The following is a 13,560-nucleotide window of genomic DNA, read 5'->3' on the forward strand; positions in this document are numbered from 1 at the left end:
AAAAGGGGAAATGGGGGATTGAAATAAATGAAAAATAAGGATAATTTATCCTTAACATTTTTGACTTCAGCAGTCCTGGCTTGTTTTTTAATTATCGACTCATCTGCTGCACAGGTATCTAGCGAGCAAAATGCTTCGGATAATGACTCGGCGGCCAATAATGAATTTCCGTATCCGCGCGGTATGGTTCCGGCATACGGGATGATGGGATGGGAGACAGGCACTCAGTTTTTAACGGATAACGCCACGCTTGTCCACCTCGGATGGAGCACTTCTATAACTCCGCAGCAGTTTGTTGACAACGTAAATAGAGGCAAAGAGCTGGGGATTTCAAAATATCTGGTAGCTACCGGCGGCCCGCAGATGGAGTCTGAAAGCTTCTGGAAAGAAGTCAGGGATCTGGGGGTTACTGATGATGATTTCTATGGGGTGTATTTCCCTGACGAGGAAGGAGACCCTTCAACGCTTATCGCCATGCGCACGGGTATGAAGAAATATTTCCCCGATGCTGTTGCCGGCGATTATTTAGGGGATATGCAGACCGGGCCTGATGATGAGGAATTTATTCCGGGGCTGGACGTCTGTTATTTCACCACCTACACTAAATTTCATCCCGAACGCCCGCACGCCTGGGTATATGGGAATCTTATTGCCAATGCCCCTGACTGGAAAAATGCAGGAAAAACAATATATGTAACAACAGAAGCATTCGGTCAGGCTCTTGAGGTGAATGATCTGGACCCGGACCTTGATACTGAGCAAAAAGTGGCGGCACGTCATGAAAGCCAGATAGTGATGGGAATTTTGGGCGGGGCGCAGGGTGTTTTCTCATATGCTTACAAATACGCAGAAGATACTCCAAACTATGCCGGATGGGTCAGCTTTAAGCCGAAATATGAACAGGTCTGGCCCTGGATTATGAACGACAACAGGACACTTCTTACAACAAACGTAACCAGCGGCAGGACAAATATAACATCAGATCCGGGCGGCATAATCGATGCAGTTACAGCTTACATATTTACTGATGCAGACGATAGAAAGTTAGTTGTGTCATCAAGTATGCTTGATTTTACCGAAGCAAACGGCACGGCAAATAATGCAACAATTACCGGCGTGCCAGACGGAACGTATGATGTCTTATGGGAGAACAGAACCGTGAATGTTACTGATGGAACCATCGAAGATACCTGGCAACCATACGAGTACCACTTTTACCAGTTAGAGGCGAACGATACCAGTATCGGTACCGTATAAGCTCTTACTGTCACCAGATAAGCTCTAAGTGTTACCAGTGGTTCCGGTTTACTGTTACCATCAGTCCGGTTCGGGTTCTTTCACCGGGGGTCGGCAGGTTACTATCTCTGCTGACTCTTCTATCTTTGCCGACTCTCCTGTCTCTGCTTACTCTCAACTCTTTCGCTTTTTCTTTTTTCCTGTTTAATTGAGCAGAAGTTCTGGTAAAACCACTCTACTTTTCCCGGTTTTAGCTTTTAATAACAGATAATTTATCAATCCAATGATTATGCATATATTATATATTTTATAATAGCTAAATAAATAATGTGTGCTGCAAAGCCAGGTCAAAAATATGTCTGGCTCTTTTCAATGGCACATGTGGGGATTGGATATGAAAAATAAAACTCTAGCGATATTTGTAATTTTTTTTATTTCTGTTGCACTGGTGACAGTTGCATCGGCTGGAACGGAAAATAAGCTCACACAGGATGAGAGGTTAACACTGAGAACATCAATCTATGGCAACTATGTTTTTTGGACAGAGTGTGCCGGGAATGATGTACATGCTTACGATCTAACTACCGGAAACCGGACAGATATTACAGGGAATTCGGCAGGAAGTAATCTTAATGCATATGGAGATAAGGTGGTATGGACCTCGGATAGTGAAACTGTTTATATGTATGATATTTCTACAGGCAATGAAACCCTTATAGCATCCGGAAGGCGTATTCCTGATATTTACGGGAACTACATAGTCTATACTAATAACTATTATTATGGTGAGGATCACCAAAATGATGGGATTTATCTTTACGATCTCAATACTCACAATGAAACCAGGATCGCTGCGGTTTACAGCTTTCCTGCCATATATGGTAAAAAAGTAGTGTGGTCGCAGGAGAATAATAACAATACTTATGATATCTACTTATATGATATATCCACTCAACAAACAGGCAAAATAACAACTACAAATATCTCAATACCCGAATCCGAACTCGATATCTACGGAAATATCGTAGTCTGGACAGAATCAGGCAACGTATATATGCATGATATTGCTTCCAACAAAACGACTCAGGTTACCAGTAACGTAAGTGCATATCAGCCTGCAATCTACGCTAACTCAATAGTATATACGGTAGGCGATCCTTATAGTGGTGGCAATAAAGACATCTACATGTATGAGATATCTGCTGCCAGGACAACCCGCATAACTAACAGTACCCTTGCATTCAGCCCGTCTGTCTATGGTGATAAAATCGTATATGCAGATTGTCGCAATAATCCGGAATTTTGTGAAGCAAGAGATATTTATCTGTATGATCTCTCAAATACATCGAATAATCTCGCCGCAAATTTCACCGGCAATGTTAGCTCAGGAAATGCACCTTTAAACGTCTCTTTTACCGACACCGGTACAGGAACACCGGATGAATGGTACTGGGACTTCGAGGATGGAGATATTTCAAACGAACAGGACCCGGTTCATACTTATTTATCAGCAGGAAACTATACCGTCTGTCTGACAGTAAACAATGCAAACGGTACGGATTCAAAGTTAGCTACAATACATGTAAAATAAGTATTATATAAGTGTAAAAAAAGAATTTCAGCTGTAGAAGTAGTGGAGGAAGCAGTCATAGTAGCATAGTGGGGATGCCTGCGTTTCTTGACAGATGGACAGGTTTACCCCATTAATCCATTTTTAATGTCTGCCTTTTTTCTATTCTTCTGCCAGTGTTTTTACGGAAAAGGTGGGTTTTTATGGAAAAGGTGGGTTTTTATGGAAAAGGAGTCCTGCGAACTATAATGAATTCGTTTTCGGGACAAAAAGTATTTTATCTGGAAATGCCCTTTTCAGGACATTCACAATTGTGAAATTAATTAAAAACTAAAAGTCTCTGGTGCTGGCAAACAGAATAATCAACGGTCAGTACAAACGGTCGGTATATATCCATGCAAAAAGAACATTTACATAATGCATTGATCAAAAGACTTTCAGGGAGGAGATACCTGCTTTTGCGGTTTTCCTTATATCGCCTCTGACCTTAAATCTCTGACCTTGAAGATATCTGACCTTAAAGGATACAGAAGCGGCAGCATGGATGAAATGTTATGAAAATTGAAGATTGCATGGCAGATTTCCAGATACCCCGGCACCTGCATTATATGGATAACGCTGCAACCAGCCTCATCCCCGAGCCTGTCATAGCTTCCATGAACGAATACGACAGGTATTACCGCGCCAATGTGGGCAGAGGGATGCACAGGCTCACAAGGGTTGCAACGCAGAAGTATCAGGACGCACATGATTCAGTCAGCGGTTTTATTGGCGGGAAGGAAGGCACAACAGTCTTTACCAGAAACACTACGGAAGCCATCAACATGGTTGCAGCCGGACTGGACTGGAAGCCCGGAGACCGGGTAGTTACAACAATTATGGAGCACCACTCTAACCTGCTTCCATGGCTCAGGCTGCGGCAAAAAGGTGTTGAGGTCGCGGTCGTTTACCCCGGTCGGGAAGGAGTCTTTGATATAGAGGCATTTGATGAGGCAATTACTGCTGACACAAAACTGGTTGCAGTCAACCACGCTTCAAATGTGCTCGGTACCGTGCAGCCTGTCCGGGAGATTGCTGCTATCTGCAAAGAGCGGGGGGCCTATTTTCTTGTTGACGGGGCCCAGTCTGTCCCCCATTTTCCTGTGAATGCTCAGGAAACGGGATGTGATTTCCTTTGTTTTTCCGGGCATAAAATGCTTGGGCCGACAGGCATCGGCGTGCTCTGGATGCGGGAAGCTGTTATTTCTCCCCTTATGGTAGGGGGAGGCACTGTTGAAGATGTAACCACCAAAGGATATACCTTAACCGGAGGTTATAAGCGATATGAAGCTGGCACGCCGCATATCTCAGGAGCAATCGGCCTGGCGCGGGCGGTAAAATATCTCGAAAGCCTCGGGATGGATGCTATCTTCAGGCATGAGCAGAAGCTGACTGAGCGTCTTCTTTCAGGGCTTGCCGGGATAGATAATGTCACAATTTACGGGCCGCAGGACACAAAAAACAGGATAGGGGTTGTCTCTTTTAATGTGGGCAGGGTTCACCCTCATGAAATAGCCTATTTGCTTGACGAAAGGGCAGCGGTTCTTGTCCGTTCGGGAGACCATTGCTGTATCCCGTTAATGAGGTATCTCGGGCTCGAAAACGGAACTGTGAGGGCAAGCCTTTATTTATACAATACTTTAGAAGAAGTTGACCTGCTTATCGAAACAATTGAAGAAATTGCACGTGTGGTGTAAGGAGTCGGGTATAAGGATGTACAGCACTGTTCCCTGTATAAAATATGATGACGGAGCAATGGTCCCGTCATCGCATGACGTTGTAATGGAAGCGCCTCTTGCAGTTTTTGTCAACGGGCGCCACGCTCTGACCGCAATGATAAGCCCGGCGATGCTTGAAGAGTTTGTAACAGGGTTTTTATACACAGAAAAGATTATCCGCAAACCCGAGGATATCGAATCGTTGCGCATAGAAGAAAAAATAAATGAAAAAGGTGCCGGTACCATGAGTGCCAGCGTACTGACAAAAGATCCGTTTTCGATCATGCTTTCAGGCAAAACAGTTCTTTCGGGATGCGGAGGAGATGCTTCATACCTGGACGCTGACAGGCTTCCGAAAATACAATCGGATATGGTCATTGATGTTTCAACTATAAAGGACATAATGAAAGAAACGCTGGTTTCGGACCTTCACACCAGAACAGGTGGCATACATATTGTAGGGCTTTTCGGGCCGGACAGAAAAATCTGCGTAATGGAAGATATCGGCAGGCACAACGCTCTTGACAAGGCAATAGGTTATGGGCTGAAACACGGTGTGGACTTTTCCCAGACAATCGTAGCATGCTCGGGAAGGCTTTCCTCCGAGATGGCAAGGAAATGTCTTATGGCTAATATACCTGTTATCGTATCCAGAGGCGCAACCACCACACTTGCCATAAGTATGGGAGAGCGAGCAGGTCTTACTATAATTGGCTTTGTCCGGAGCCATAAAATGAACATCTATACAGGTACGGAAAGGATCAAAAATCAAGAGCTTTCTTAATTACAGGCCCTTAATGCTTAACTACGGGTCCTGACCATTATCTACACACATATCCTGCTAATGCTTACAAACCACGTACAATTAAAACTGCTTACAAACCACATACAATTTAAAACGTCTATTGAGGAATACTGATGAATGAGCCACTAAAAACAATAAGGGAAACAAAACCCCTGATTCATCACATCACGAACTGGGTAACTATTTACGACTGCGCAAATATGACAAGAGCTTTTGGTGCGCTCCCTGTAATGGCGCATGCTCCTGAAGAATGTGCTGACATGACAAAGATCTCGTCGGCTCTTGTGCTGAATATCGGAACCCTGACATCCGAAATCATAGATTCCATGCTGCTCTCAGCTGCCGCTGCAAACGAAAAGAAAATCCCGGTGGTACTTGATGCAGTCGGCGTTGGAGCTACGAAATTCAGGGATGAAATGGCTGCAAAAATCCTTGGTTTGGTCCACATTGACATCATCAAAGGCAATTACTCAGAAATTGCAAAACTGGCAGGCGAAAAAGCTGAAACAAAAGGCGTAGAAGCAACCGCAATTAATGCCGATCCCGAAAAAGTTGCAAAAGCATTCGCAAAAGCAGAATCCTGCATCGTAGTAATGACAGGAAAAGAAGACATAATAAGTGACGGAAATAAGACATTTATTGTGAAGAACGGGCATGAACTAATGGGGTCAATTGTCGGGACCGGCTGCATGGCTGCTTCAATAATCGGCTCATTTGCTTCAGTCAATCCGGATTATTGTGATGCCGCCAAAGATGCTTTATGCTACTTTGGAGTTGCAGGAGAACTTGCAGCTGAAAAGTCAAGCGGGCCCGGAAGTTTTAAGGTTCACCTGTATGACGAAGTGTTCAACCTGTCAGATGAGAAAGTAAAGGACATGATGAAAGTCGAAGAAAAATGAATCCGAAAAAGGGGACTTTCCGGCGGTTTGCTTAATTGGTCTGGATACTGTTCCGGGGTGCTCTGCCAGTGCACCCTTGCTAGTACACCTTGCCATGCCATCCCGAATGGCATCTTCCAATCATCTCTGTCCCGCGCCCAGGCGACCGGGCCGCCGCCTTTGAAGAAACGAATATCTAAATATCAGGCACAGAAAAACCGATTATCACAATATCAACAATTTACAAGCTGGCTACCTTATTATTAGTATAATTATTATAACCAGCTGGATTCTAATTATTTTTAAAACACGTATGCTGAATGGGTTGAAGCATTATGGACCAGGAAAATTCCACTCAAACAAATTTCAATCAGACACATTTCAACCAGAAAATTTCCCTATTAAAAGAGATTGACTTTTACCTTGTAACAGACTCCGGACTCTCAAAGAAAGGGACTTTATCCGATGTAAAGGAAGCAGTTGAAGCAGGCTGTAAGATTATCCAGTACCGGGAGAAAAACAAGAGTACAAAAGAGATGGTCAACGAAGCATCCGAAATCAAAAGAATATGCGGTGAGAGGGCAATCTTTCTTGTAAATGACAGAATTGACGTTGCTCTGGCAGTTGATGCGGATGGCGTTCACATCGGCCAGGACGACATGCAAATTGAAACCGCAAGAAAGCTTCTGGGCGCAGATAAGATAATCGGCCTTACTGTCCACAACGTTGAGGAAGCAATCGAAGCAGAAAAAAGTAGCGCTGATTATTTAGGCCTGGGATCCATATTCGATACTTCCACTAAAAAAGATGCAGGAAAGGGAATTGGTCCTGCCAGAATAAGAGAAGTTAAAAATGCGATAAAAATCCCGGTAGCTGCTATTGGGGGAATAAATAAAGAAAACTGCAAAATTGTAGTTGAAAATGGAGCTGACAGCCTTGTTGCAATTTCTGCAGTCGTTTGCAGCGACGATGTGAAAAGGGAAACCGAATATTTCATAGATATAATTCAAAAAATGAAAAACAGAAGCGTATAAGTGCACTTTTCAGGCCGGACTTAATTCTGTCCTGATTACATCCTCACAGACTTTTTATGGCACTTTTCCTTTCTTGCTTTTCCTTTCTCTTTTTACGCTTTTTTGGGAAAGACCGCTCTCCTGCGTCGAGCGTAACAGGAACGACCCGGTATGGCAAATACGGTTGTACGGTCGAAAGATTTGTAATTTAGTCCTCTTAAAACTTCATGGTACAGGGCTTAATGGAATGCCTTTCTGTTGACCTGCCCCCATTTCCAGGGCTCGTCAAGAATATTGACAGTAACCTTTTCTATCCCGTTGACACTCAGAACTTTTCGCCTGACCTGGTCCTTAAGGTATTCGATCATGGGACAGGCACTTGTTGTCAATACAAGGTTTACGTTCACACTTGTTCCCTCCACGATAACTTCCTTGACCAGGCCAAGGTTGACGATATCTATTCCAACCTCAGGGTCGATCACGTCTTTTAGCAGGGAATAAATTTGCTCATCTTCGTTGAGCACGGTTTTTTGCGAGGTTATTGCAGATATGGGCGCGGATATGGGTGAAGATTCCCCATGAATTTGAAACCGTTCTTCTAACCTGCTTAACCGGTCAAGCATCTGGCTTACCACAGTAAGCACAGGGTCCGACAACTTATCGTGATTCAGCTGCCCCACGAGCCCGGAGGATTGCGGCCCTGCAATCCTGGCAGGAACGCCCACCACGGTAGCTTCGGCTGGGACTGACCGGATCACAACCGAACCCGCGCCTACTTTAGCACCTTTTCCAATAGTAATTGGCCCGAGCACGATTGAACCTGAACCCAGAACCACCTCATTTTCAACAGTAGGATGGCGTTTTGTCCTTTCCAGGGCTGTCCCTCCCAGCACAACTCCCATGTATATGAGAACGTCATCACCTACTTCAGCAGTTTCTCCGATTACAACTCCGGACCCGTGGTCAATGAATACCCGCTTCCCGAGCTTTGCTCCGGGATGGATCTCAATGCCTGTGAGCATCCTTGAGATATGAGATGTCAACCGGGCAAGGAAATAGAAGTGTTTGTTCCAGAGAGAGTGCGCTACCCGGTGCATCCAGATAGCGTGCAGCCCCGGATAGCAGCAGAGTACCTCAAGCCTGGATCTTGCGGCCGGGTCTTTTTCAAAAACTGTCCTGATATCTTCTCTGATATCTTCCCAGATTCCCATTGAAATCTTCCAGCATTAATTGTCAAATAAATTAGTTAAAATTGTCAAAAAGATCAATCAAAAAGATCAATCAAAAAGATCAATCAAAATTGTCAAATGGATCAGTCATAATTGTCAAATGGCTCAGTCATAATTGTCAAATGGATCAATCATAATTGTCAAATGGATCAGTCAAATAAATCGGTGCTCAGATAACGCTCCCCTGTGTCCGGCAGGATAACAACAATCATTTTCCCGCTCATTTCCTTCCTGGATGCTACCTGCAGGGCTGCGTATACAGCTGCCCCTGAAGATATCCCTGCAAGGATACCTTCTTCCTTAGCCAGCCTTCTCGCTGTGGCAGTGGCATCATCTGCAGTTACCCTGACAATTTCATCGACAAGGTCAAGCCGGAGTACATCCGGAATGAAACCTGCACCTATTCCCTGGATCCTGTGCGGGCCTGGCTTTCCGCCGCTTAGTACGGGAGATTCGGCAGGTTCGACAGCAACCGCCTTGAAAGCAGGGTTCCTTTTTTTGAGAACACTGGCAATCCCTGTGATTGTCCCTCCTGTTCCCACGCCTGCTACAATCACATCCGCTTTTCCATCCGTATCTCGCCATATTTCCTCGGCAGTTGTCCTGCGGTGGACTTCAGGATTTGCAGGGTTCTGGAATTGCTGGGGTATATAGTAAAGAGCAGGATCTTCTGCAGCCATCTGTTCTGCTTTGTTGACCGCCCCTTTCATCCCTTCAGGCCCGGGGGTCAGGAAAAGCTCTGCTCCCAGGGCCTTCAGCAGTTTTCTTCGTTCTACAGTCATTGTCTCAGGCATGACAAGGATGAGCTTATAGCCGCGGGCAGCGCATACACCTGCAAGAGCAATGCCGGTGTTGCCACTGGTAGCTTCAACAATGGTGGTACCCTCTTTGATTTTCCCCTCACATTCGGCTTCTTCGATCATTGCCAATCCGATTCTGTCCTTTACACTTCCCATCGGGTTAAAGGACTCCATTTTTACCACCACATCCGCATGAAGACCTTTAGTAATGTGATTTAACCGAACAAGCGGCGTGTTACCGATTGTCCGGGTTATGTCTGAGTATATTCGCTCCATATTATCCGCCTTTTTCTGCAGTTTTTTTCCTGAAACTTGCCGTTCTCCATAGTTCATACCGGCTTGAATTGGACCCTCAATCATACGCTGTAATAAGGAGTATGCAGAGAGATTCACAATTGTGAACTACGTGTGGTCTTAAATATAAAGTTATCGAGCAGACAGTGTACTGTAATGAACTGCAAAGGAAAAACTAAGAGTCTAAAAAGACATCATAGGCGTGATTATAGAAGATGAATATGGAAGAGTCAGTAAGGTGGATGCCAGAATGAGATAAAAGTTTTAAAATAGACTGATTAAATAGACTGATTAAATAGACTGATTAAATAGACTGATTAAATAGACTGATTAAATAGACTGATTAAATAAACTGATTAAATAGACTGATTAAATAGACTGATTAAATAGACTGATTTAAAGTGAACTTATTAAATATCAGAGTATGTCATTTCTTTCAGTTCACTTTTTGTTTTCAGTTCACTTTTTGTTTTCAGTTCACTTTTTGTTTTCAGTTCACTTTTTAGCTTTCTTCTTTTTAACTGCCGGTTCTTCCGTAACACAGGTGCTACTGCAGTCGCTCTCAATTCCTCTTGCACTTGTACATATCTTGCAGATCCTTGGTACAAAATCGTCGACTTTATTGTCGATTAAGTCCTGAGCAAGTTTTTCAATCAATTCTTTCGTCTCGCCCTGGAACTCGATCCTGTATCCTCTTTTTCCCGAAATATACTGGGAAACTGCCGAGGGAGCAATCCCCAGCAGCTTTGCGGAAGCTGCCTGTGACTGTCCTTTATTTACAAGTTCGATTGCAAGACTGGCCCTTATTGCGGGGACCAGATCCCACACAATCTTCTGACACGGAGTTTCCATGATTATCATCACTTCTTTAGGTTTTACAATTGAGAACGAATATATCTGATATACATATATATTTATTTTCAGTGTTAAAAATAATAATAAGATTTACCTGCGAAGCAATATTCTCAAGGGGACTGCTGAATTTCAGCTGTTTCATCGTTTCTATCAGGGAAATTTTCCAGGATAAAACTTATATAGTCACAATTGTTATGTTTATTCACAATTGTTATCATCAGTTATCATCACTCACAATTGTAAAGGTGCAAATGTGACAGTTGAAAACAGGACCATTTACATGGATAACTCTGCTACAACTCCTGCAAGAAAAGAAGTTGTTGAGGAGATGCTTCCCTACCTGACAGAAAACTTCGGAAATCCTTCTTCTATCTATGATCCGGGAAAAATCTCAAAACGTGCAACAGAAAAAGCAAGACAAAAGGTCGCCGATGCCATCGGGGCTGAAGAAAATGAGATCTATTTCACATCCGGAGGCACCGAATCCGATAACTGGGCATTAAAGGGGATAGCCTTTGCAAACAGGAATAAAGGAAATCACATAATCACTTCTTCTATTGAACACCATGCAGTCCTTCACACCTGTATCTGGCTGGAAGGGCAGGGATTTGAGGTAACGTACCTGCCGGTGGATAAATATGGAAGAGTGTCCCCTGAGGAGCTGAAAAATGCTATCCGAGCCGACACAATACTCATTTCCATAATGCTTGCGAACAATGAGATAGGGACAATTCAGCCTGTAGAAGAAATCGGAAAAATCGCAAGAGAGAACAGGATATATTTCCACACGGATGCGGTCCAGGCAATAGGCCATGTCCCTATAGATGTCAAAAAAATGAATATTGACCTCCTATCCCTTTCAGGGCACAAGTTCGAAGGGCCAAAGGGTTGTGGAGCCCTCTACATACGAAAAGGGACAAAAATAGAACCTCTTCTCCACGGCGGAGCTCAGGAAAGAAAACGCAGGGCGGGAACCGAGAATGTCCCTGCCATCGTGGGCCTTGGAAAGGCTATAGAGCTTGCAGCAGGCGAGATTGAAGAAACGAATAAAACCCTGCTGGAAATGAGAGAGCACCTGATTAAAGGGCTTCTGAAACTCCCGAAAACCCACCTCAACGGCCATCCCACAGAGCGGCTTACAAACAACGTAAATGTCACTTTTGAATACATAGAAGGTGAATCCCTCCTGCTTCTGTTAAATGCTAAAGGAATTTTTGCATCCACGGGAAGTGCATGCAACTCTACATCCCTTGAACCCTCGCATGTGCTTACAGCCTGCGGAGTTCCGCACGAGATAGTTCACGGTTCTCTGAGGTTGAGCCTTGGAAGAATGAATACCCGGGAAGATGTGGACAGGGTACTTGAGGTCCTGCCTGATATAGTGCAGAGACTCAGAAATATGTCTCCATTGACCCCTCAGAATTACAGGACTCTTTGAGAGGCACCTGCAGACTGGTGAGGAAAAACTGCAGGATAATTTGGGTAAAAAGAACCTGACTTTGGAATAATTTGAAAATTGGAAACTAATGTTTGAGGACAAATCATGGATTACAGCGCTAAAGTGATGGACCATTTTTCAAACCCCAGAAATATGGGAAGCATTGAGAACTGCGACGGTGTAGGAGAGGTGGGGAACGCAAAGTGCGGAGACATAATGAAGATCTTCCTTAAAGTCGAAGATGACCGGATTGCGGATGTGAAGTTCCAGACCTTTGGATGCGGGGCTGCAATTGCATCAAGCAGTATGGCAACCGAACTTATCAAAGGAAAGACCCTGAAAGAAGCCTGGAAACTTTCAAACAAAGCAGTTGCAGAGGCCCTTGACGGGCTCCCTCCGATAAAAATGCACTGTTCAATGCTTGCAGAAGAAGCAATCCATGAGGCAATTAACGATCATCTCAAGAATAAAGGACTTGAGCCGTGGACAGAATGAGCCGCAGCATGTTTGAAATTTAAGTTGCTTTGAAAACGGAATTAATTTGAAAACGGAATTAATTTGAAAATGAAATCACTTTGAAAATGAAATCACTTTGAAAATGAAATCACTTTGAAAACGGAATTACTATGGAAAATGGAATTATTATGGAAGATCAGTTAATTGCAGAGGAAATAAAAAAACTCAAAAAGGAAAGGAATGCCATAATCCTTGCCCACTTTTACACCCGCAGGGAAGTGCGGGAAGTTGCAGATTTTGTTGGGGATTCCCTTTCCCTCTGCAGGGAAGCAGTGAATTCAAAAGCTGAGGTTATAGTTTTTGCAGGCGTCCATTTCATGGCAGAATCAGCATCAATTCTTTCCCCGGAAAAGTTAGTCCTTTTGCCTGTCCCGGATGCGGGTTGCCCGATGGCGGATATGGTCACTGTAAAGGCCCTCCGGGAAGAAAAAGAAAAATATCCGGAAGCAGCTGTTGTATGCTATGTAAACAGTTCAGCCGCAGTAAAAGCCGAATCCGATATCTGCTGCACATCTGCAAATGCAATAAATGTGGTAAATTCAGTCGAAAACAGGGAGATTATTTTTGTCCCGGACAAAAACCTTGGCGCATTTGTAGCTCTTCATACCGATAAAAAGATACATCTCTGGCCCGGATTCTGCCATGTTCACGAGAACATCGGGGATGAGGAGATAAAAGAATTAAAAAAAATGCACCCTGGTGCAGAATTTCTTGCACACCCCGAGTGCAGGCCTGAGGTCCTTAACCTTGCTGACCACATTCTCAGTACCTCAGGGATTATAAAAGAGGCGGAAAAATCAGATTCAACGGAATTCATAATAGGAACTGAAAAGGAAATTGTTAAAAACCTGAACCGAAAATACCCGGATAAAAAATTTTATCCTGCTTCGGAGAAGGCTTTTTGCTATAATATGAAAAAAATCACCCTCGAGTCCATTCTCAACAGCCTCCAGAATATGGAATACGAAGTCCATGTTCCGGAGCATATAAGAGTAAAAGCAAAAAAAGCGCTGGACAGGATGCTTGAGATCCGGGGAAATTGAGTCTAAAAGAAAGGACTGCAGGGTTAGAAAGGACTGCAGTTTCCTTTCCCTGACTTTTTTGCGAAATATCTTTTCCTAAAGGATCTGTCCCGTATCATATTTTACCCGGTTCATTTTTTTTCTTAT

At 43.8% G+C, this 13,560-nt stretch carries 12 protein-coding genes; 9 read left to right on the forward strand and 3 right to left on the reverse strand.

Annotated features, from left to right (window positions below; translation table 11 throughout):
- Positions 1–27: 27 nt before the first annotated feature.
- From EO98_RS16800 to thiE, 6 genes are all read left to right on the forward strand, one after another.
- Entirely contained in the window at positions 28–1,257 is a 1,230-nt protein-coding gene (locus EO98_RS16800) for a hypothetical protein (RefSeq protein WP_048137647.1), read from the forward strand.
- 373 nt (positions 1,258–1,630) lie between these two features.
- On the forward strand, positions 1,631–2,827 hold the full coding sequence (locus tag EO98_RS16805; RefSeq protein WP_048137649.1) for a PKD domain-containing protein: 1,197 nt from the start codon (positions 1,631–1,633) through the stop codon (positions 2,825–2,827).
- A 533-nt stretch (positions 2,828–3,360) separates the two neighbouring features.
- A complete protein-coding gene (locus tag EO98_RS16810) occupies positions 3,361–4,542 on the forward strand; it encodes a cysteine desulfurase (protein WP_048137651.1) in 1,182 nt (393 codons plus the stop codon).
- A 16-nt stretch (positions 4,543–4,558) separates the two neighbouring features.
- Positions 4,559–5,347, forward strand: a complete 789-nt coding sequence (gene fdhD / locus EO98_RS16815) for a formate dehydrogenase accessory sulfurtransferase FdhD (RefSeq protein ID WP_048137653.1) — start codon at positions 4,559–4,561, stop codon at positions 5,345–5,347.
- Positions 5,348–5,481: 134 nt separating this feature from the next.
- A complete protein-coding gene (gene thiM, locus EO98_RS16820) occupies positions 5,482–6,267 on the forward strand; it encodes a hydroxyethylthiazole kinase (protein WP_048137655.1) in 786 nt (261 codons plus the stop codon).
- A gap of 314 nt (positions 6,268–6,581) precedes the next feature.
- Positions 6,582–7,280 carry a thiamine phosphate synthase gene (gene thiE, locus EO98_RS16825; RefSeq protein ID WP_052734436.1) on the forward strand — a complete coding sequence of 233 codons (699 nt, stop codon included), beginning with the start codon at positions 6,582–6,584 and terminating at the stop codon, positions 7,278–7,280.
- Between the two features lie 218 nt (positions 7,281–7,498).
- Here thiE and cysE read toward each other — a convergent pair whose 3' ends face one another.
- From cysE to EO98_RS16840, 3 genes are all read right to left on the reverse strand, one after another.
- On the reverse strand, positions 7,499–8,470 hold the full coding sequence (cysE, locus tag EO98_RS16830) for a serine O-acetyltransferase (protein ID WP_048137658.1): 972 nt from the start codon (positions 8,468–8,470) through the stop codon (positions 7,499–7,501).
- Between the two features lie 167 nt (positions 8,471–8,637).
- Positions 8,638–9,564 carry a cysteine synthase A gene (gene cysK, locus EO98_RS16835; RefSeq protein ID WP_048137707.1) on the reverse strand — a complete coding sequence of 309 codons (927 nt, stop codon included), beginning with the start codon at positions 9,562–9,564 and terminating at the stop codon, positions 8,638–8,640.
- 513 nt (positions 9,565–10,077) lie between these two features.
- Positions 10,078–10,443 carry a transcriptional regulator gene (locus EO98_RS16840; RefSeq protein WP_235284799.1) on the reverse strand — a complete coding sequence of 122 codons (366 nt, stop codon included), beginning with the start codon at positions 10,441–10,443 and terminating at the stop codon, positions 10,078–10,080.
- A gap of 274 nt (positions 10,444–10,717) precedes the next feature.
- Here EO98_RS16840 and nifS point away from each other — a divergent pair, with 274 nt between their 5' ends.
- The 3 genes from nifS to nadA all read left to right on the forward strand — a co-directional run bounded on the left by nifS (position 10,718) and on the right by nadA (position 13,434).
- A complete protein-coding gene (nifS, locus tag EO98_RS16845) occupies positions 10,718–11,875 on the forward strand; it encodes a cysteine desulfurase NifS (RefSeq protein WP_048137709.1) in 1,158 nt (385 codons plus the stop codon).
- Positions 11,876–11,980: 105 nt separating this feature from the next.
- Positions 11,981–12,370 (forward strand): Fe-S cluster assembly scaffold protein NifU, encoded by a 390-nt coding sequence (nifU, locus tag EO98_RS16850; RefSeq protein ID WP_048137663.1) that lies wholly within the window; start codon positions 11,981–11,983, stop codon positions 12,368–12,370.
- A gap of 149 nt (positions 12,371–12,519) precedes the next feature.
- On the forward strand, positions 12,520–13,434 hold the full coding sequence (nadA, locus tag EO98_RS16855; RefSeq protein WP_048137711.1) for a quinolinate synthase NadA: 915 nt from the start codon (positions 12,520–12,522) through the stop codon (positions 13,432–13,434).
- The last annotated feature ends 126 nt before the right edge of the window (positions 13,435–13,560 follow it).

This window comes from Methanosarcina sp. 2.H.T.1A.6 (assembly GCF_000979455.1).
GTDB lineage: Archaea > Halobacteriota > Methanosarcinia > Methanosarcinales > Methanosarcinaceae > Methanosarcina.